Raw genomic sequence first — 20,385 nt, forward strand, 5'->3', positions numbered from 1 at the left:
ATCTCCATTTTTATTTATCTATTACCGCAACAACTTCTATTTCAACTAAGGCGTTTTTAGGCAGTTTTTCAACCGCAACAGCTGTTCTTGCAGGGTAGGGAAAACTAAAAAATTCTTTATATACTTCATTCATGGCATTGAAATCATTCATATCATTTAGAAAAACGGTTGTTTTTAATATATCATCCATCGACGCGCCATTTTCTTTGAGTATTGCTTTTACATTTAATAGAGATTGTCTTGTTTGATCTTCAATTTTATCGCTGGGAAATTCGTTTATTTCTGGGTCAATTGGAAGCTGCCCAGACGTATAAATCAAATTACCTATTTTACGGTATACCGAATAAGGACCAATCGCTGCAGGATATTTTTCCATTAAAAACACTCCCCTTAATATAATGTTTCCGTACTGTACTGCTGCATCGATTAAAATGTGTCAGCAATACCTAAACACTGGCTAATCTTCTCCCCTTGCTTTTTTAACTTTGAATCAGCGGCTTCAGACTTGGCACGTTCATAGGATTCTTTTAATTCTTCTGCACTTCGAACGATACGCATACCGTGGCTGCCTCCACCCAATGCGGCTTGAATCATAAGGGGATAACCATATTCCCGACCGAACTTTTCCACTTCTTCCAGACATGAAATTGGACCACCGCTCCCGGGGATTACGGGAATATCAGCATCCACCCAGGGTATGGATTTTTGTAGGAAAACAATAAATTCGCCAAATAATCATTGCTTTTTATCTTGACCTCTAAATTCTTGAATCCGGAACGTTTATGGGACAGACAGGACCACACTTTCACTATTTAATCGATTCTAAGCAGGAGAGTATTCAACCTGCTTTTCTTCTGCAAGATATAGCCCTTCTTCGTCTAAAGGGGTGAATACCCGAAATTTTCTCAATTGCTTCCCATAAACATGTATCGTGATAGCTGCTTTATTACCCACCCCCTCCAAGATATGACAGTCTGCTGGAGGCAGTAGCTTTCCTGTATTCTGCTCGTTTACAATGATGGTATCAGTATGCTGTAACTTAACAATATTGCCCCCAGATAATTCATCTAATCGTATATAATTAGTCACTTTAATTTTACCCGCGACAACTCCTTCTGCTCCCCATGTATCATCGTGATCATGGAGAGTGGTCTTCTGGCCGGGCTTCCAGACTAGCGCGATCACTTCGAAACGATCCTCTGGGTCAAAATACAACAGATGCCGCGAGTACCCATCCTCACTTGGCCTTCTCTTCTCAGCAGGAAGCCATGATTGGGATTGAATTAATTTACCAACCAACCTTTCCGCTTCCACAACACATTCGTTATCATTCTGACTCCGTTCAACCATATCGGTCATATCCTGAACAAAATCTTTGAAATCATATTCATTAGTGTGATCTATCCTAATTCCTCCTCACTATTCTGATGTTTTACTTTCCTGTAGGGGAAAGTTGCTTGACTGCTTGTTCTAACTGAAGTAGAGTTTTTTCCACAGTAAGCGGGGACATGCGATATTCATTCTCATAAAGCCTTCTCCCCCTAGACCATAAATGTGACCTTCATTCAAGGCCAATCTAAGCTGTTTTCATCCGGTTAATTTCCTGATCGAAGTTGTAATTCATTTCGCATCCCCCTATCTAGTTAACTACTACACCAAACTATATAGATTCATAAATTCAAAGCGTCTGCATTTTTTATAATCATATAGATGGCTACGGTGATGACAACAGCAGAGAATATATAGTTAAGGGTTTGTCGTTGTTTGCTTAAACGCTTTGCAACGAACGTACCAAAGATGCCCCCTATAAATCCGCCGCATACAAGTGCCAGTACTACGAACCAATTAACCAATCCAGAAAGGCTGTAATTTAGTGCCGTTGTGAGCCCAAAAGTTCCTACAGAAAACAAAGATGTACCTATTGCTTCAACGATAGCCATATTTGTGGCAACTAGTAAGGAGGGAACAACCAAAAATCCGCCGCCAATGCCAAAAAATCCAGAGGCTAATCCTGTCATAACCCCGAATAGGGTTAACTTTTTTCCATTAAATTTATCCATTTAACTCATACCTTCTGTTTCTGTATTTGCTACCTGTTTTACAGTCTTTTTGGGTAGGATCATTTTAATGGCCATAAAAATCATAAGTAAGGCAAAAAGAAACAGCAATTGCTTGCTCGGTAAAAGCTTGCCAAGGTAAGAACCAAAGAAGGCTCCAACTACACCTGGTATAGCAAATACGATTGCCGGTCTCCAATGAACATGGCCTGCACGTGAATGAGGTATAAGATTCAGGAAGGCATTAATGGAAACAGCCAGGGCTGTACTGCCGATCACAATATGCGGGTCTTTCACCCCGACTGCATAAAGCAAAAGAGGAACCGCTAAAATGGAACCGCCACCACCAATAAGTCCTAAAGTAAAGCCAATAATTCCGCCTGAGGCAACTGTGAGAATCCATTGAGGAATCGTCATTCGATAACTCCTTTTTACATTTCACGATGTGCTAGTTAATTTCGCAATCTTTGTTCGTGTTTATAATCTTTTCCCTTTAGCAGTAAGCTCAGTGGAATTCAATGCTTTATTATTCTCTTTTACCCATTGATCAAACCCGCCTGTTAAATTAAGGACTTGGTCAAATCCATTTGCTTTCAATAGACTAACGGCAATGGCCGATCTTGCGCCTGATTTACAATTGACAAGAAGTGATTTTTCTCTAGGAATCTCGTTCATTCTGTCTTTTAGATGTCCAAGCATGATATGGTGAGCCTGCGGAATATGCCCTGTCATCCATTCACTGTACCGACGAACATCAAGAACATAATATTCATCAAGCCTATCCATAATCTCTCTCGGTTCAACTGCTTTATAATCCGCGACATCCATTTCGTTCAATTCGAGCTGTTCAATGAACGTGCTATCCATTGCAGCTTTAACCTGATCAAGTCCAATTGATCGTAATGCTTTCAGCGTTTTCGCTTCATTTTCTCCACTTACCAGTAAATAGATCGACTGATCATATTCAAGCAGCCATCCGGCCCAAGTCACAAAGGATTGATTGTAGGGTAGGTTGATGGTTCCCGCAATATGTTTTTCCGCAAATTGCTTCGCCGGCCGGGTATCCACCACAATACCGTTTTGGGTCCATTCCTGAACAACGGTTAACGAAGTTTGTGCATGAAGGACAGGCTCAAGGTTTTCGATTAGGGTCGTCCCTTGTTTATTTAGTCGTTTCATGATTCCAAAATATTTTGGCGCCTCAGGCTGCCCGGAAAGTAATGCTTCGATAAATAGATCTTCCTCATCATATTGCAACGCCCAGTTTGCTAGCTTTTCATATCCAACCGTTGTCGAAGGCACTGCCCCCAGTAATTTCCCGCATGCACTACCTGCTCCGTGCGTCGGCCATATTTGTAAATAGTCTGGTAGCTGTTTAAATCGCTGCAAGGATTTAAACATTTTTTTTGCTAACGAATAGGCCGAACCATTTACACCGGCAGCTTTCTCCAGTAAGTCAGGACGGCCCACATCTCCGACAAAAACAAAGTCACCTGTAAAGAGGCCAATAGGAGCTTGGACTGCTGCGCTGCCATCTGTCAATAAAAATGAAAGATGTTCCGGTGTATGCCCTGGAGTATGAAGAACTTCAAAGGTTAAATTCCCGATTGAAAAGCTATCCCCGTCTTTGAGCAATTGGGAATCGTACTGATCGAAAAACTGATACTTCCAATCGGCATCCCCCTCATCTGACAGATAAAGTTTGGCCCCTGTTTTGGAAGCCAGCTCCTTTGAACCAGAAATATAATCGGCGTGAATATGTGTCTCCGTAACACCTGTAATCGATAATCCATTGGCCTGCGCAGCATTCAAGTAAGCATGGACGTCGCGGGAAGGGTCAATCACAATGGCTGCTCCCTTAGCTTGACACCCGACCAAATAAGAGGCATGAGCCAATTTCTCATCATAAAAATATTTAATTAACATGAGATTGAACACTCCTTTAGAAGTCGATTATTTTAATTTAGGTTCAGAAGCAAGGGTTAAAAGTGCTTTAACAAAATGAATACTCCGTTGAACGGCAGGCTCTTTGATTAATTTGAATACGGTAAAGATGGTCACAGGTGAATGGTCTTGGTCCGCTTCTTTTTTTGCCCGCTTAATCAAATCCCAACCATTTTCAACCTTTTGCTGGATCGGACCTGCGATTTCTTGTGCCCCCTTATATAAATAATCAACGGACTCTTGATCACGGGAAGTCGATAATAGGAATTCCATAATTGGTTCTACCATTGACAAGTATTTAGTATATTTCGGAAGGTTATGGACGAGTGCCATTAATGCTTCCAATGAATCTTTAGTGGGAATGTATTTACCGATTTCATCTTCTAATCCCCCCAATAAATATTCCGTCGATTCTTTATCATTTAGAACGGATTTTATAAAAGCAATATTTCGTTCTAGGGCAGAATACTGGTCAACAAGTTCGGGTAGTTTTTCCAGTGTTTGGATTAAACTGTTTTGTATTTCCTTCTGACTCAATAATGAAAGTAATGGTTGGAGATTAGATAAGTGATCAATGGTTGTTTTCTGCATATTCTTCCTCTCACTAACACGTTTTTTTATAGTAGGCCCTTTAGCATTCCGTTCCAATATACAATGGGGAGTACCTGCTTCTTTAATAGATACATACTGTATCTTTCCTTTGCTTGATCAAAAGGAAAGCTCTCATCCGGCTTAGAATCATAATCAAACTCTGCTAAAACTAAGCTTCCATATCCCGTTACGAGCGGGCACGAAGTATAGCCGTTGTACTTTTGGATACCTGTCTTTTGGTTCATTAAACATAACAAGTTCTGAACAAGAACCGGAGCTTGTTTGCGAATAGCGGCACCAGTTTTTGATGTTGGTAAATTGGTACAGTCGCCTATTCCAAAGACATTTCCATATTTTTTATGGCGCAATGTATATTGATCTACATCCACCCAGCCAGTATCTGCAGCTAATGGACTTTTCTTAATGAAATCAGGCGAACTCATCGGCGGGACGACATGAATCATATCATAGGAAATCGTTACTAATTCATCCGTCGAAAGGTTTTTAAAATAGGCCTTTTTTTGCGGTGCATTTATTTCCACTAAATTGTGTAGATAATGCGTTTCAATTCCTTTTCTTTCAATTACTCTGTTCAATGTATCTGCATATTTTTTGACTCCAAAAATACTCCCGGTTCCAGAGAAAAAGTGGATCGTGGAATTCGAGCGAACCCCTGATTTTCGAAAGTAATCATCCGCCAGATACATGATTTTTTGTGGTGCACCACCACATTTAACCGGTGTATTCGGATTTGTAAAGATGGCATTCCCTCCGGTGAAATTGCGGATATTTTCCCAAGTACTTTCGACATAATCGAAAGAGTAATTACTGCAAACTCCATTCTTGCCAATGCTCTCTTTTAAACCTTTCACCTTGTGCCAGTCAATTTGAATACCTGCTGCCACCACTAAAAAGTCATAGCTCAGTTTGTTGCCCGAAGCTGTTACAACTGACTGTTCATCTGGAAAAAACGCTTCAACCGCTTCTTTAATCCATGCAATGCCATCTGGAATTAAAGTGGACTGTTCTCTCTCTGTTACCTTTTTATCAACAACCCCGCCACCAACCAATGTCCATAGTGGCTGGAAATAATGTTTTTCAGCAGGGTCAATAATGGCAATTTTTCCATAAAGAGTCCGTGACTCGTTTAATAGACGTGCTGCCACTGTAATACCGCCACTTCCGCCGCCAACAATAATCACTTTGTAGTCTGTTAAATCATTCATATAAACCCTCCTCTAGTCATCTACGTTTACGCAGATTTAAGCTACATTTTTTTAATTTCCTCCACCTTCCTTTTCGATTTTATTAATGCAAGTATTGTGCCAAAATAAAATCATTGTTAATTCAACCTTCCTACTTCCGAATAAGATGGGAATTTATCATTTCTGCTATGAATATAGTGTAAATCTGCCGTTCCGTACTGTTTTTCGATTCCCAGGTTTGAAAATATTTTCTTAATTATTCAAAAAAAGATTGCAATTGAAATTTGCAATCCTAGGGTAAAGTTATAAGATTCTGTCGTTCTAACTTGCGGGAAAGTGCCGAGTAACAAGTTTTCCATTCTTCCTCAGCTTGGGGGTACCGGCCCTTACCTATGAACAAAGTTTATTTAAAAATTGTAATGTCCGTTCATGCCCTGTATGTTCAAAAATTTGTTGAGGTGTTCCTTCTTCAACGATTACACCTTTATCAATAAATACGACTTTATCTGCTGCTTCACGCGCAAAATTCATTTCATGTGTCACTACAACCATGGTCATTCCTTCTTTAGCAAGTTCTTTCATGACCTTTAGAACCTCACCAACTAACTCAGGATCTAACGCGGAAGTAGGTTCATCAAAAAGCAGAACTTCAGGTTCCATTGCCATCGCCCGTGCAATTCCTACACGTTGTTGTTGTCCACCGGATAGCTGGGATGGATAGTGGTTCGCCCGTTCCGATAATCCTACCTTTTCGAGCAATTGAAGAGCCTTCGTACGAGAGGCTTCCTTGTCTTGTTTACGAACGTAAACAAGACCTTCCATAACATTTTCAAGTGCAGTCATATGAGGGAACAAATTGTAACCTTGGAAAACCATACCCGTTTGTTGACGGAACTTAATCACCTTATCTTTTGAAACTGGTTTTTTATCCTGAAAATCCAAAGAAAACTTTCCAAGCTTAATGCTCCCTTTTGTAGGCGTTTCCAATAAATTCAGGCAACGTAACAAGGTTGTTTTCCCTGAACCCGATGGCCCAATAATACAAACTGTATTGCCTTCCTCAATTTTTAGATCGATTCCCTTTAAAACCTCAGTTTGTCCAAATTGTTTATGCAGGTTCTTTATTTCAATCATGTATATTTCCCCCTATCAAATTAGCCCGTCACATAACGATCGAGTCGTTTTTCCATCTGTCCTTGTGCATTCGAAAGAACGGTACTGAAAATCAAATAAATAAATCCTGCAAGACAATAGAGTATCAACGGTTCATACGTTGTTGCGGTAATTTGCTGAGCAACTCTAAACATTTCAGTCACCGTAATGGTAGCGGCCAACGATGTATCCTTTACCAAGCTAATAAAACTGTTTGCCAAAGGCGGGACAGATACCCTTGTTGCCTGAGGGAGAATAATTCTTTTTAATGCCTGCGGATAGCTCATCCCAATAGAATAAGCCGCCTCCCATTGACCTTTGGAAATGGAGAGTATAGCCGCACGAATAATCTCTGAATTGTAGGCGCCAACACTAATCGTAAAACCGATAATCGCAGAAGGAAGGGGGCTAATCGTGATGCCTATACTCGGAAGGCCATAGAAAATGATAAACAACTGAACAAGCAGCGGTGTTCCTCTAACCACCCATACATAAAATCTTGCAATAGCGTCCAAAAGTTTAATTCCCGAGATTCGAGCTAATGCTGTAAGTAAAGCAAGTAGGAGTCCCAGAAAAAAGGATACTAATGTCAAGGGAACCGTAAACGCAACCCCAGCTTTTAACATCGGGAAAAACGAATTTACAATGATGTCAACAATTCGGTCCATTCTTTCGTCTGCAAACATGTAGAACCCTCCCTATTTTGAAACATCTTTTCCAAAGTATTTTTGTGAAATACTTAAATATTTACCATCCTTCATCATGTCAGAAAGCGCTTTATTTACAGCCTCTACCAATTCTTTATTCCCTTTTCTCATCATGACTCCCATTTTTGCCGGTTCATCAAGTTCTGCGACGGATTTAACTGGTGCATCAGGCTTTTGCTTTTTGAAATCAAGGTAGGATAGTCCGTCATTTACAACCGCATCCGCACGTTTTGAAAGTAATAAATCAATGGATTGATTAAAACCTTCTACTCCAACGATCTCAGCACCATAAGATGCTGCTATATTTTTATAGTTACTAGTTAATGTCTGAGCCGATTTTTTTCCTTTCAAATCTTCAAATGATTTAATCGTATTATTGTCCTTGTGAACAATTAAGAAAGGTTTTGACATAATATACGGCTCTGAAAAATCGTATTTCTTCTGGCGGTCAGGAGTAATTCCCACATTATTAGCAATAATATCGAACCGCTTTGAATCGAGTCCTGCGAACATACCGTCCCATTGGGTTTCAATGAATTCTGGTTTCACACCAACTCTTTTTGCGACTTCCTCCGCGATTTCAACATCAAAACCAGTTAACTTCCCTGAAGAATCATGGTAACTAAAAGGTGCAAAAGTTCCTTCTGTTCCAATTTTAATGGTCCCATTCGATTTAATTTGCTCTAGCAAATCCTTCCCCGCATCTGCCTGTTTGCCTGGTTGACTTGCTGTCTGATTTTCGGGCTTTCCGCATGCAGATAATAGAAGTGCTACGAGTATCGAAAAAGCGATGATGATGAAACTCTTTTTCATAAATAATTCCCCCCTATATTTTTAAAAAATGGATGATTTGCAGATTTTCAGTTTCACTATTCTGTATCATTTAAATATTCTGTAAATTTTGTCTATATTTTTCAACTGGACTTCACCTCCACCTTTTCGTAATCATTTAATGCAAGAGTTGTGCCAAAATAAAATCCTTGTTAATTCAACATCCCTACTATCGAACTAGTTGAGAAATTCCCATTTCCGCGACGAAAATAGTGATAACCTACCGCTCCGTACTGTTTTTCGGTTCCCAAATTCGAAAAAATATTTCCAAATATTCGAAATATCCCCACGGAGACGAAAAAAGATTGCAAATTAAATTTGCAATCTTAGGTAAAGTGATCAAACTTTTAGATTGTATCGTTCTAGCTTACGATAAAGTGTCGATAAACTAATTTTCAATTCTTCCGCTACTTTTTCCTTATCTTTTCGATCATGACCACCTAAGAAGAAACTTTGGATAATGGATTTTTCATATTCGGCCACCATCTCATCTAAACTTAACCCACCGGTATGAATAGGTGCTTGAAATTGGTACATATAATCCGGAAGATCATGAAAGCCAAGTACATCCGATTCTGCCATATTCACCATATACTCCACAACATTTTCCAACTGTCTAATATTCCCGGGCCAATCATATTGGATTAGCCATTGTTCCAATTGTGGATCCATAGTTAAGTACATACGACTTAAGTTCGAACAATATTTACAAATGAAGTACTGGAGAAAGAAGGGAATGTCGTCCCTCCTCTCCTTCAATAACTTTGTATGCAGCGGGATCACATTGATTCGATAATATAAATCCTCACGAAAGGTACCGTTTTGAACCATTTCTTCTAAATTGCGATGAGTTGCTGTAATCACCCGAACATTTACAGGCAGTGATTTGTTTCCTCCCACTCTTTCAATCTCTTTTTCCTGTAATACCCTAAGAAGTTTAGGCTGCAGGGAAAGAGGCAGATCTCCTATTTCATCAAGAAAGATAGTTCCATTATTCGCCAGCTCAAACTTCCCTGCTTTTCCCTCCCGGTTTGCCCCGGTAAAAGCCCCGCCCGCATAGCCAAACAATTCACTTTCCAGTAGATTCTCCGGTATAGCGGCACAATTAACCGCAACAAAGGGGTGGTTTTTCCGATTCCCTTCATAATGAATGGCCTTAGCCAATACCTCTTTTCCCGTTCCCGTTGCGCCTCTAATTAAAATATTTGCCATGCTATTTACGATGCGTTTGGCTTTACGGATCACATTTTTCATATCCTCATTTTTGCTGATGAAGCCATCAAAGGTAATGACTTTATTCGAATTTAATGTATCTTCGTAGAAATGGCATTGTGCTTGGAATCTTTCATTCTGCGAGATTAACTGAGATTCCACTACCAGACTCAGATGTTGGAGAAATTTCTTGAGTGAATCAGCATTTTCGATCATCTTTTCTTTTTGTTCTGTAGAAAAGCCCATGAGCCCGATGACTCCTAATGTTTCACTTCCCTTGACGATTGGATAACCAATGGTTGCTGTCTCTTTACATTCCTTAAAAAATTTACAGCTCATACAATGGGATTCATTTTTAATGACATCATAGGTCATATCGGGTCTGCCAGTCTTCATTACAGCCCGCAACAAGGAGCCATCAGGTGCGGGTTTGCCAATTTGATGTTGATAACTTCCTGTTCCACTAACCCGATTTCCGCTTCGATCAAGGATGGTGATATCAAAGCCAAGTACCGCTGTAAGGTTCTCTGAAAATAGTTGAATAAATTCCTGATTTTGAGTGATACCCCTCACTGTTTCTCCCTCCTACGAACTCACATGCTTTTAAAATTTTTGACTGTCCTTTATCTCTATGCAATTTTCAAGCCAACTTTAAATTCCAAAAAACTATGTACTAAAAAAAGCAAAACACCCATTGTTTTGCCATTTTTTCTTTTTTTCCGTTATACACTTATATAAATGATTATACTAGATTTCTCAATAATGAAAATTTTTTCCGAAAGTTGATAAAATTTTCAGACGTTTGAGTAACAAAACTTTACTGAAAGAGCGAAGTGTTGGCATATAACGCTGTGGATCCGCCAGAGTGCACAAATAGAATGTTATCTTCCCTCTTAAATAAGCCTTTTTGGATTAAATCAATGAGTCCCGCTGCCGCTTTACCAGTATAGACTGGATCCAGCAAAATCCCTTCTGTTCTTGCGATGAGCTTGACTGCCTCGACCATTTCTGGCGTAGGTATAGCATAACCTGGTCCGACATACTCATCATAACACGTAACCGCCTCACGAGGGATTGAACTTGGGATGCCAATATGTGCTGATGTTTCTTTAACAAGCTGAAAGACTTTCTCTTCTTGTTCCGCTTTACCTCTGCTTACATTGATTCCAATTACGGGTATATTACTTTGATTTCCATAAAAGCCAGTCACCAAACCTGCATGCATTCCGCCGCTGCCGCTTACACAAACGACGGCATTGATCGAGACTCCTTGATCGAAGGACTGTGCCAAAATCTCCTGAGCGCACGCAGCATATCCTGTTGCCCCAATAGGATTCGATCCCCCAACCGGAATGATATAAGGTATATGTCCTTCTTCTGTTACCTCTTTCGCTACTTGTTGCATTTCTTTCATCAAGTCTGTCCCATTCGGCACAACCTTGACTTTTTCAGCGCCCAGTAAATGATACAAGAAATAATTCCCATTAAAATCTGGCTCAGAATCGGTTAAAAGCCCCTCTTCCAATACAAGAATGCACTTCATATTCTCTTTAACAGCAGCAGCTAGCGTTAAACGACAATGATTGGATTGAATGCCTCCACAGGTAATTAACGTATCCGCACCTTTTTCTACTGCATCTGCAACAAGGAACTCCAGCTTTCTTGTTTTATTTCCACCAGCCGTCAGTCCAAGTAAATCATCCCGTTTCATATAGATGGAAGGCCCCCCAATAACCTCAGATAAATGTTGTAATTTTTCAATGGGTGTATAGGTTGGTGTATATCGCTTTCTAGGAAATTGTGCTAAATTCATATGAAATCGCCCCACTATCCTTTGTTAAATACTAGTTACCAATAGAGCCTGCATAAACTCCTACTCCTTGAATCTGGAATAGTTGAACACTATAATTATTAAATATTCTAAATGAACTTTACATAAAGAAGCAACAGCGTTTTCCATTCCACTCAGGGCATTTTGCAGCATGGAACGAGGGCAGGCAATATTTAGCCTCATAAATCCTTCGCCTTCCTTACCGAAATTATATCCTTGATTCATCCCAACTCTCGCATTCTGTAACATAAATTCATTCAATTTTTTGCCTAAAAAACGCAATTCCCGGCAATCCACCCATACAAGATAGGTTCCTTCCGGCTGATTCACGTTGATTTCCGGAATGTTGTTGCGGAAATCACTCAGCGTGTAGTCCAAATTCCCCTGCAAATAGTCAAGAACCCGTTCCAGCCATTCTTCTTCCTTCATATGGCTTGCCGTGATTCATGGTCCACCCAGTGATAGATCATTTCTAAAATGTCACAGCTTTATAGAAACAGGATTTAATTCTTTACAAGACTGATAGATCATTTCAAAAAGGCGATCTAGATCGTTTAATTCAACACAAGAAAAGGCAATCCGAAGGTCCGTCTTTGCAAGGGAGATCGTTCCTACTCCATACTGATTGAGCAAATGGACCCTTAGTGTTTCAGCATCGGAATGCTTGATGCGAAGGCATCCAAAATATCCTGAGTTGAAGGGATAGGGTTCAAATTCATCCGCAAATTTCCCGTCTGCTAAAATTTCTTTGACCCGTTTGGCCCTGTCTTCCATTACTGTATTTCTCTCGTTGCGCTGCATTTCGAATTCAGGATTTAATAAGGCATCCAAAATGATTGTTTGGGAAAGGTGCGGACTGCATGAAATCGTACTTCGAATAGAACCCATCGCTTTTTTCTCCAACGCTTCTAAAACCAGAGGATCTTGAATTCCAAATGTGAGAAACCCTACACGAAAACCCCACGCATACTCTTCTTTTGTTGCCCCATCAATTTTAATCGGGAGGACACGCGGGTGTAATTCTACTAAACGAGCAAATATAGATTCCTTGATTGAATCTTCGTAATATAATCCAAAATAAGCATCATCCATAACAGCAACAATATTAACCCCAAGATCCGCAGCCTGTTTAATGGCTTCAAAAATTCCTTCTGCCTCTTTCTCCGTTGGAGTATATCCGGTAGGATTATGCGGAAAATTAAGCACAAGAATCGCTTTACCATTTTTGCAGGATAAAAGGGCCTCCAGCAACCCTTCTACATTAAATTCGTTAGCTTTCGAAAATAAAGGATAAGTCACGGTCTCGCTGCCCTGGCGGACGTTGAAGAGAATCTGATAATTATCCCAATATTTATCCGGCAAGATAATCGAATCGCCTTTTTCCACAAAAAGGTCGGATACAATACTCAAGCCATGGGTCAGCCCGCTCGTCACAATCGGGATGCCGAATTCCTTTCCTTCAAGTGAAGGATTATCCTTTAGAAGCTTTTTTCTCCAAACCTCACGCAGCTCCGGTTTCCCTGCAGGCGGTGCATAGGGATACAGATTTTTCGGATCGTAGGCGGAGAGGTTTTTATGAATCACATCTATATAAATGGGTTGTCCACCCTCTGTAGCCATTCCGATTGTTGCATTGAAAATGTCCGCTTTCCCCCTTGCTTCTCCTGCTTGGCTGACAATTCCTTTTGGAAAATACAAGGACTTTCCTAACAATGAAAACATCTCATATACTGGTTTATTCCGTTCTTCAATAACATGATTTAATTCTAAAGCCAATGGGTTTAGCATTTTATACACCCTCTTTTTCTAGTTGGATTTTTCCAAATCATATTTAACCTTAACGCTCAACAAATCTCCCGGTTTAAACCTATCCCCGGCTTGATTCCGCCCGACCTGTACCCCTGAGGCCGCACCGTTATTCTAATGCCATTTCGAGATCCTTCCATATATCTTCTACATCTTCAATTCCAACCGAAAAACGAACGAGTCCATCATAGAGACCTGCTTTTTCTCTTTCTTCTTTAGGGATTATCGCATGTGTCATCGACGCTGGATGTTGAATTAATGTACCTACATCCCCTAAGGAAACTGCTAAAGTACTCAGTTTTACTGAATTCATAAGTTTAACGCCTGTTTCGTATCCTCCCTTCAAGACAAAAGAAATCATTGCTCCAGGACCTTTCATTTGTTTCTCCATGATATTTTTATCTTCAAAACTTGCTAGTCCTGGAAAATAAACCTTCTCTATAGCCTTATGTTTTTCCAAGCGTTCAGCCAAAATTTGTGCATTTTCTTGTGAACGATCCATACGAATGTGCAATGTACGTATCCCTTGACAGAGAAGCCAGGCATCCATAGGGGACAAATTTGCTCCCATAGTCTTCTGCACTTCTTTTCTCATCGGATCAATAATTACCTTGCTGGAAATCACTAGCCCGCCAATAAGATATCCATGACCCGACAAATATTTTGTTGCACTGTGGATGACAATATCAATGCCGCATAGCAAAGGATTTTGTAAATATGGGGACAAAAACGTATTATCAACAACAGTCAAGATATCCTTTTGCTTAGTGATGGCCGCTACACTCTTCATACCCACTAAGGAAAGCGTAGGATTGGAGGGGGTTTCAAAGTAGACCACTTTCGTTCTATCTGTAATGTGTGGTTCAAGCTCTTCCCCTGTCTTAAACGGTACAAATGTTACATCAATTCCAAATTTCTTTACCGTTTGAGTTAGAAATGCGTGCGTTGCCCCATACAACGCTGTGTGTGCAACAACGTGATCTCCGGCCTGTAAAACACCCAAAAGACAGCCAGTTATGGCAGCCATTCCAGATGAGAAAGCCAAACAACCTTCACCAAATTCCAATGCCGCTACCTTCTCTTCCAGTTCTCTTACATTTGGATTTCCCAGGCGTGAATACATAAATCCTGGATCTTCTCCTGCAAAGCGTTGTGCTCCTACTTCTGCATTATCAAAAACAAATGTTGAAGTCATATAAACAGGGGAGATGTGTGAGCCATGCCCTGGATCTTTATTTACTTTTACTAGTTTTGATGAATAGTTCATTATTATTACGCCTCCTAATTTTAGTAATCTGAAATGCTACCGTTTTTAATTCTTCCTTTTAGTTGTATACAAATCTTTATATGCAAAAGTTATGCCAATCCTGTAAACCTTATAAAATCAACAGTTTTAATATTATAATTCTTTATATATTTTCATTTTTGCCAAAGTGCACTGCAAAACATAGTAATTATCAACTTACCACTTTAGCAATATTGATTCTAAAATTGGAAAGAATTTAGCTACCCTTCTAACTTTTTAGTATTTCATTTTGCAGACAAGTCTCTGTTCCTTCTCCCGCACTACCTAAGAAAAAACTGCTTGTTCATCTGCCACATTCGCAGTGATCAGCACCATTTCTGTGTTTGGCGCCACTTCTAACACTTTGCTTTTCGTTTCTTCTAATGAAGCAGCGTTTAAATCAACAAGTGAAAGTTTCGCTCCTTCTTTTGCTACTTGTAAAGCAGAGGCTTGACCTAAACCAGAACCTGCACCTGTAATTAATACCACTTTTCCATCAAAACGATTACTCATTGGAAATTTCCTCCCTTTGTTTTTGTTTCAAGGTCTAAAGCGTATTTTTTTGAATTATTTTTAATTAAAATATCTCACATTAAAGATATATGCCGGTGAAATGTCATCTTTCCGACTTAGTTCCCATGATTTATTATTGCGCTGTATACCCGCCATCCACAATCAAACTATTACCAGTCATGAATGAAGAATCATCAGAAGCCATGAATAATACTGCTTTTGCCATTTCAACAAACACCAAGAAATTCTATGTGCTCTTAGATCACCCCTGATGGCGATGCCAAATATGTGGGAGTTTCCATGCGGGAAAGTGGAAGCAATTGAAGACATCTTCTCAGCCTTAGAGAGAGAAATTATTGAAGAGTTGGGCTGTAAAATTGAGACATTTAAAGAGATTTTTAACGAAAACACCCATGAATACGAAACATTTATCATTAACTTAATCTCGATCAAATGTAGAGTTGTTGATGGGACACCCACACCTAGTGAGCATTCCAAATTAATAGTTGAAAAGCTAGAATTTGGACTCCCTTAAATGGGTGCCGGTAGATATTGCAGCAGTTAAACAATTAAATCAGGAAAAATAAGCATATCTTCCATACGACAAAAAAGAACCTTGCTGCATTCAACAAGGTTCATCGATTTATAAAATATTCTTATTTGCCCTCGGCACCAAGTATTTCCTCCTTCAAGCTCCAAATAAAGTTCATCGGCTTACTGCCAGAATGACTAATATGATCCGCTGTTCCAAAGAACACAAATGGCGAAGTATACGTATACCCATTTTCCTTCTTATACTCCCTAACAAAAAGGGCAATTTGATGATTTCGCTTTTTTTGATGAATATAGCGCTCTGCAATTTTGCTTCCTTCAGTAACACGACTTTGAGTTTGCCAGTGAAAAAGCCGTTCATTTATCGCATAATCATCATATAAAGTCGAAGGCGAGAAGTCTTTTTCCGACTTATTTATAGTTATAAAAAAGATATCCAGATTCTTATCCTCGAAATACCTTTACCCCTTCACGGAAGGATGGGCTGCTTGTTTCATTATAATAACCAAAAGCGGCTAGAATTTGGGAGTATTATAGTAACAATGAACTCCTAATGGACAAGTAATATCAAAATCATTTTCAATCTCAAATGTTTCTAAAGAATGATAAAGAAACTGAAGAATCTCCCTGATTTCTTCTTTATATTCAGGCTGTGCTAATATCGTTGCATCGAATTTAGATCCAATAAATCCTTCTCACTAATCTCTAAGAAATCTCCGACTACACCGCTTTGCGGTAATTCTGCTATTTTCACAAGAGGCAAAAGCTGATAATACATATCTACAAAGCCGGCATAACCTAGTTTTTTTGAGAGGCGGATCACCGTCGCAGGAGACGTGAAATTTTCCTTCGCTATCTTGCGGACTCCCATTTGCAAAACAGTATTGATGTTCGTAATAATATACTGCACAATTTGGGTTTCTAATTCTGTCAGATTCTTTCCTTGAATTATTTTGCTAATGTCAATCATATTTTTTCATCTCTCACTTTGCCATGAGGACCTTTCTGGCAACTTACCGTTACTCTGATATCTGTCAAACAGCAAATAACCGCACTCATCTTTTATCATAATTGCTTCAATTATTGATATTAATTTTACATCAATTATGAAATATTATTCTATAATAAAACCTCATTTACTTATGGTACGGTTTTTGTAACGGACCTTAATTGGTGATGTTTCGCGTGAAGCTTCTCAACATTTCAGGAAATATCTAACTGGTTTAAATGAGATAACATCTCCCTACACTAATTTAAAAGCGGAAAACAAGTATAAAGAAATTGCTCAACATAGGGTGATGAAATGGAAGCGAAAAAAAGTAGTGAAACGCGCGTTATTCATACCGATCAGGTGTTGCTTAATGATTTGAATAATTATGATACATTATTTGGCGGAGTTCTCATGAAGAAGATGGATGCATGTGCGACACTTTCTGCTCGCCGGCACTCACGAGTAAAACAATGCGTTACGGCATCGACTGACTCAGTTAATTTTCTTCACCCCATCCGACAAAGCGATTCGGTTAGTATCGAATCATTTGTTTGCTATACGGGTAAAAGGTCGATGGAGATTTTCTGCAAAGTGGTTGCTGAAGAACTTGATACGGGGGAACGAAGAATTGCCGCTACTGCATTCTTTACTTTCGTTCCTCTAGGTGAAAATAAAAGACCATTGGAAGTGCCAGAGGTCATCCCAGAAACAGAGGAAGAAAAATATCTATACGAGACCGGAAAAGAACGCGAAAAAATCCGCAAACTCAAAAGAGAGCAAAATAAAGAACTTGTATCCAGACTTTCTTCGGACAAAGTATGGGATTAAGGGGTTGATGACATGTTAGTCTCAGCAAATTATGATGATTTGAACGACGCAAAAATGGCCATTGAACACTTAGGTCAAACTAAACCATCTATTTATTATATGTTCTTAAATATCATTGAACTAACCCGTCAACTTAATTATGGATATCAATACATGGGAGCATTGCTCATGGATGAAGACCCAAGCGAATTTAAACCTGCAGGACAAGATGAGTATGTTTTGTCTGTTTATCAAAAAGAAATCGAAAAGTTAAAAGGCGACCAAAAATTCTATGAACTTAAACAGCTGCTTAAAGAGTATCAACAGGTGAGTTATGCTAATATCAGCAAGCTGGCTTTAGGAAATCCTCCAAAAGAATTAGCAGGTCCAACTATAATTCATTAAACAAAACGAGGTTGTGTGGGAAAATTCCCCTTACCAACCTCGTTTTTCTATGGGCGTAAAACACCTTCCAGATTTTTATCCAAGATTTCTTAATTGAAATTTTTTACATAGGGGCGTATCCTATTAAAGTTGGTTTTTTATAGAAAAATAGATGCTAGGCTCTAATATCAAAAAATAAACTGAGGGGGAGGAGAACTCATGAAATTAAAATGGTTTTTAATGATGGCAGGTTTAATTATGATTTGGGGTGTTTCTTGGCCAATTTATAAACTTGCATTAGTGTATACACCTCCTTTGCTTTTTGCTGGGATGAGGTGTTTGATTGGCGGCTTGGTCCTAGGTGCGATCATTTGGAAAACCCGCGCCCGTATCCAATGGCGAAAGAATTGGAAAATATATGTCGTAACCGGCACTTTAAATATTGCTATGTTCTATGGGCTGCAGACTGTGGGGCTTAAATTAGTACCATCAGGCTTATTCTCCGTTATTGTCTATTTTCAACCTATTTTAGTAGGTCTGCTTGCTTGGCTATGGTTAGGTGAATCGATGACCATTCCTAAAGTATTGGGGCTTATTCTAGGATTTCTTGGAGTGATTTCTGTAAGCGCAGAAGGATTCTCCGGCCATGTTTCCATTTTAGGCATTATTTTCGGCATATTATCCGCACTTTCCTGGGCATTAGGTACAGTGTACACCAAAAAAAATTCTCACTCGGTTGATTCACTTTGGATGGTGGCACTCCAGTGTTTAATTGGCGGATCTGTTCTGATGATAGCCGGACTTTCGTCTGAAAAATGGTCTAGTATTGAATGGAATGATACGTTTTTATGGGGGCTTTCATTTGGTTCACTTCTAGGGATTGCGCTATCTTGGATTCTCTACGTCATACTAGTGAAAACAGGGGATGCCAGTATTGTGGCAACATTTACATTCTTGGTTCCAATGCTCGCAGTAGTCATCGGAACTGTCTTATTAAATGAACCGTTTACCAAACTATTATTCTTAGGCATTGTACTAATCGTGGCCAGTATTTATCTTGTAAATAAGAAGCAAAAGCAGGCGTCGGACCAGGTTGTCATTCAAGGGAAAATAGGAGTTTAATATATATAAAGAAGTGACCTTCACTTTTAAGTCACTAATAAAAAGGATAGTGGAGCAGAATACATGCTCTATCTATCCTTTTTTTATACATTTTCATTGGCTTCAAGACTTTATTACTGGATCCGCTCATCATGAAAATGGTCTATTTTTACTGCCTCATAATATTTTTATTAGAGGAATCCCTTCTTATAAATAAGGGGAAAGACCATAAATTCAGGATAAGGGGCTGGATTATGATTGAAAATACAATGAAGCTGCCTGATGGGAGAATCTTAGGATATGCAGAGTATGGGCAGCCAGACGGATTTCCCATTATTGCGATGCACGGAACACCTGGGGCACGAATTTTAGGAGCCTTCAGTCGGTTGGAGCAGATCGCACAAAATATATCGGCAAAGCCTTTCAAGATATTTGTGTTGGAGAGATCCGGTTATGGTCTTTCTGACCCTCAACCAGGTCGAACCATAGATAACGTGGTGGAGGATACAGCATTCTTTGCAGATAGCATCGGATTAGAACATTTCGCTATTTTTGGCGGTTCTGGAGGAACCCCTTTGTCCTTGCTTGCTGCCAGCGCCTTCCCCATAGTGTCACAAAAGCGGCCATCTCTGCCGGAGTTGGACCTGTTTACCTGCCTCATTTATTCGAAAATATTAGTGATGAGGAAAAAGCTTTCCTGACAGATGCCAGGGGAGATTCTGAAGACATCATTTCCTTTACTCAGAAAGCCCAGGCAGATCCTGTTAGGTTTATTAAAGATTTATTGGCCCAGTCGAATGAACAAATACCAGAAAAGATTCCTGATGCTTTTATCCAAATGATCGTTGAAAGCACGAAAACCCCATATGGAATGATAGACGATTACCGCGGCTTCGGAAAGCCATGGAATGTGAACTTCGAAGATATTCGTACTCCTGTGCAGTTTTGGCACAGTGACGCTGACAAATCCGTGCCTATCTCGCATGCAGAGTACCTGGCGGAAAAAATTCCGGGGGCCGCCTTAAGAAAATTCCATAACCTTAGTCATATAGAGACGTCCCATGCTGCCCTGCCTGAGGTACTGAGTTTTTTGGTGGAGTAGATTAGTATTTTCACTTATAAAACAGGAAATGAGCAGGCCAAAAACCTGCTTATTTATTTTTTTAATAGGTTGTGGCCCCTTAAGGCTTTTATCCCTTCAAATATTATTTTTTCCTATTATTTTAAATACTCATTTCCTAGAATTCCAAGTAAAAAAGAGCCGGTTCTTATGAATTTATGAATAACTTATGCAGAAAAGAATAAAAAGCATTTTTTCACCTATCTCTATTCCCCTATCTCCCCCATCGCAAAGTTATTAAATAGTTGAAGATTAATAGTGAAGTTTCCGTTTGTTTTTTCAGAATATTCCTATTA

The 20,385-nt window shown here is 39.5% G+C and carries 21 protein-coding genes and 4 pseudogenes; 6 read left to right on the forward strand and 19 right to left on the reverse strand.

Annotation, left to right across the window (positions count from 1 at the left end; all coding sequences use genetic code 11):
- Window positions 1-10: 10 nt before the first annotated feature.
- The 17 genes and pseudogenes from ACIFOT_RS28065 to ACIFOT_RS28145 form a co-directional block, all read right to left on the reverse strand.
- A complete protein-coding gene (locus ACIFOT_RS28065) occupies window positions 11-376 on the reverse strand; it encodes a RidA family protein (RefSeq protein ID WP_430070960.1) in 366 nt (121 codons plus the stop codon).
- 119 nt (window positions 377-495) lie between these two features.
- Window positions 496-684 (reverse strand): annotated as a pseudogene (locus tag ACIFOT_RS28070) (carbamoyl phosphate synthase); the annotation flags it as partial.
- A gap of 138 nt (window positions 685-822) precedes the next feature.
- On the reverse strand, window positions 823-1,350 hold the full coding sequence (locus ACIFOT_RS28075; protein ID WP_430070963.1) for a cysteine dioxygenase: 528 nt from the start codon (window positions 1,348-1,350) through the stop codon (window positions 823-825).
- Window positions 1,351-1,670: 320 nt separating this feature from the next.
- Window positions 1,671-2,474, reverse strand: a pseudogene (locus ACIFOT_RS28080) (sulfite exporter TauE/SafE family protein).
- Between the two features lie 60 nt (window positions 2,475-2,534).
- Window positions 2,535-3,983: an MBL fold metallo-hydrolase gene (locus ACIFOT_RS28085; RefSeq protein WP_430070966.1), complete on the reverse strand. Its 1,449-nt coding sequence runs from the start codon at window positions 3,981-3,983 to the stop codon at window positions 2,535-2,537.
- A 27-nt stretch (window positions 3,984-4,010) separates the two neighbouring features.
- Complete coding sequence (locus ACIFOT_RS28090; protein WP_430070969.1) at window positions 4,011-4,592, reverse strand: hypothetical protein; 582 nt, start codon at window positions 4,590-4,592, stop codon at window positions 4,011-4,013.
- Window positions 4,593-4,618: 26 nt separating this feature from the next.
- Window positions 4,619-5,818, reverse strand: a complete 1,200-nt coding sequence (locus ACIFOT_RS28095) for an NAD(P)/FAD-dependent oxidoreductase (protein ID WP_430070971.1) — start codon at window positions 5,816-5,818, stop codon at window positions 4,619-4,621.
- A 369-nt stretch (window positions 5,819-6,187) separates the two neighbouring features.
- Complete coding sequence (locus tag ACIFOT_RS28100) at window positions 6,188-6,931, reverse strand: amino acid ABC transporter ATP-binding protein (protein ID WP_430070974.1); 744 nt, start codon at window positions 6,929-6,931, stop codon at window positions 6,188-6,190.
- A gap of 20 nt (window positions 6,932-6,951) precedes the next feature.
- Window positions 6,952-7,635: an amino acid ABC transporter permease gene (locus tag ACIFOT_RS28105; protein WP_430070977.1), complete on the reverse strand. Its 684-nt coding sequence runs from the start codon at window positions 7,633-7,635 to the stop codon at window positions 6,952-6,954.
- 12 nt (window positions 7,636-7,647) lie between these two features.
- The gene (locus ACIFOT_RS28110) at window positions 7,648-8,469 is read right to left on the reverse strand and encodes an amino acid ABC transporter substrate-binding protein (RefSeq protein ID WP_430070980.1); all 822 of its coding nucleotides are present in this window, start codon (window positions 8,467-8,469) and stop codon (window positions 7,648-7,650) included.
- 357 nt (window positions 8,470-8,826) lie between these two features.
- Window positions 8,827-10,272: a sigma-54 interaction domain-containing protein gene (locus ACIFOT_RS28115; RefSeq protein WP_430070983.1), complete on the reverse strand. Its 1,446-nt coding sequence runs from the start codon at window positions 10,270-10,272 to the stop codon at window positions 8,827-8,829.
- Window positions 10,273-10,516: 244 nt separating this feature from the next.
- A complete protein-coding gene (locus ACIFOT_RS28120) occupies window positions 10,517-11,512 on the reverse strand; it encodes a D-cysteine desulfhydrase (protein ID WP_430070986.1) in 996 nt (331 codons plus the stop codon).
- Between the two features lie 60 nt (window positions 11,513-11,572).
- Window positions 11,573-11,959: a hypothetical protein gene (locus ACIFOT_RS28125; protein ID WP_430070988.1), complete on the reverse strand. Its 387-nt coding sequence runs from the start codon at window positions 11,957-11,959 to the stop codon at window positions 11,573-11,575.
- 51 nt (window positions 11,960-12,010) lie between these two features.
- Complete coding sequence (locus ACIFOT_RS28130; protein ID WP_430070991.1) at window positions 12,011-13,318, reverse strand: aminotransferase class I/II-fold pyridoxal phosphate-dependent enzyme; 1,308 nt, start codon at window positions 13,316-13,318, stop codon at window positions 12,011-12,013.
- Window positions 13,319-13,445: 127 nt separating this feature from the next.
- On the reverse strand, window positions 13,446-14,603 hold the full coding sequence (locus ACIFOT_RS28135) for a trans-sulfuration enzyme family protein (RefSeq protein ID WP_430070994.1): 1,158 nt from the start codon (window positions 14,601-14,603) through the stop codon (window positions 13,446-13,448).
- Window positions 14,604-14,906: 303 nt separating this feature from the next.
- Window positions 14,907-15,134 carry an SDR family NAD(P)-dependent oxidoreductase gene (locus ACIFOT_RS28140; RefSeq protein WP_430070996.1) on the reverse strand — a complete coding sequence of 76 codons (228 nt, stop codon included), beginning with the start codon at window positions 15,132-15,134 and terminating at the stop codon, window positions 14,907-14,909.
- Between the two features lie 133 nt (window positions 15,135-15,267).
- Window positions 15,268-15,363 (reverse strand): annotated as a pseudogene (locus tag ACIFOT_RS28145) (SDR family oxidoreductase); the annotation flags it as partial.
- A gap of 48 nt (window positions 15,364-15,411) precedes the next feature.
- On the opposite strand from ACIFOT_RS28145, the gene ACIFOT_RS28150 reads away from it, so the two are divergent.
- Window positions 15,412-15,669, forward strand: a complete 258-nt coding sequence (locus tag ACIFOT_RS28150; RefSeq protein WP_430071153.1) for an NUDIX domain-containing protein — start codon at window positions 15,412-15,414, stop codon at window positions 15,667-15,669.
- A gap of 108 nt (window positions 15,670-15,777) precedes the next feature.
- Here the strand turns inward: ACIFOT_RS28150 and ACIFOT_RS28155 are convergent.
- Both ACIFOT_RS28155 and ACIFOT_RS28160 read right to left on the reverse strand, forming a co-directional pair.
- A pseudogene (locus tag ACIFOT_RS28155) lies at window positions 15,778-16,348 on the reverse strand (DUF3427 domain-containing protein); the annotation flags it as partial.
- Entirely contained in the window at window positions 16,342-16,656 is a 315-nt protein-coding gene (locus tag ACIFOT_RS28160; protein ID WP_430070999.1) for a MurR/RpiR family transcriptional regulator, read from the reverse strand. The gene ACIFOT_RS28160 and the pseudogene ACIFOT_RS28155, both read right to left, overlap by 7 nt.
- 333 nt (window positions 16,657-16,989) lie before the next feature.
- On the opposite strand from ACIFOT_RS28160, the gene ACIFOT_RS28165 reads away from it, so the two are divergent.
- The 5 genes from ACIFOT_RS28165 to ACIFOT_RS28185 all read left to right on the forward strand — a co-directional run bounded on the left by ACIFOT_RS28165 (window position 16,990) and on the right by ACIFOT_RS28185 (window position 20,071).
- Window positions 16,990-17,505: an acyl-CoA thioesterase gene (locus tag ACIFOT_RS28165; RefSeq protein ID WP_430071001.1), complete on the forward strand. Its 516-nt coding sequence runs from the start codon at window positions 16,990-16,992 to the stop codon at window positions 17,503-17,505.
- 12 nt (window positions 17,506-17,517) lie between these two features.
- Entirely contained in the window at window positions 17,518-17,889 is a 372-nt protein-coding gene (locus ACIFOT_RS28170) for a hypothetical protein (RefSeq protein WP_430071003.1), read from the forward strand.
- Between the two features lie 198 nt (window positions 17,890-18,087).
- Window positions 18,088-18,990 (forward strand): DMT family transporter, encoded by a 903-nt coding sequence (locus ACIFOT_RS28175; protein ID WP_430071005.1) that lies wholly within the window; start codon window positions 18,088-18,090, stop codon window positions 18,988-18,990.
- Between the two features lie 233 nt (window positions 18,991-19,223).
- Window positions 19,224-19,670, forward strand: coding sequence for an alpha/beta fold hydrolase (locus ACIFOT_RS28180; RefSeq protein WP_430071008.1), 447 nt, complete (start codon window positions 19,224-19,226; stop codon window positions 19,668-19,670).
- A gap of 83 nt (window positions 19,671-19,753) precedes the next feature.
- The gene (locus ACIFOT_RS28185) at window positions 19,754-20,071 is read left to right on the forward strand and encodes an alpha/beta fold hydrolase (RefSeq protein ID WP_430071011.1); all 318 of its coding nucleotides are present in this window, start codon (window positions 19,754-19,756) and stop codon (window positions 20,069-20,071) included.
- The last annotated feature ends 314 nt before the right edge of the window (window positions 20,072-20,385 follow it).

The sequence above is a fragment of the Neobacillus sp. NRS-1170 genome (genome assembly GCF_050468025.1).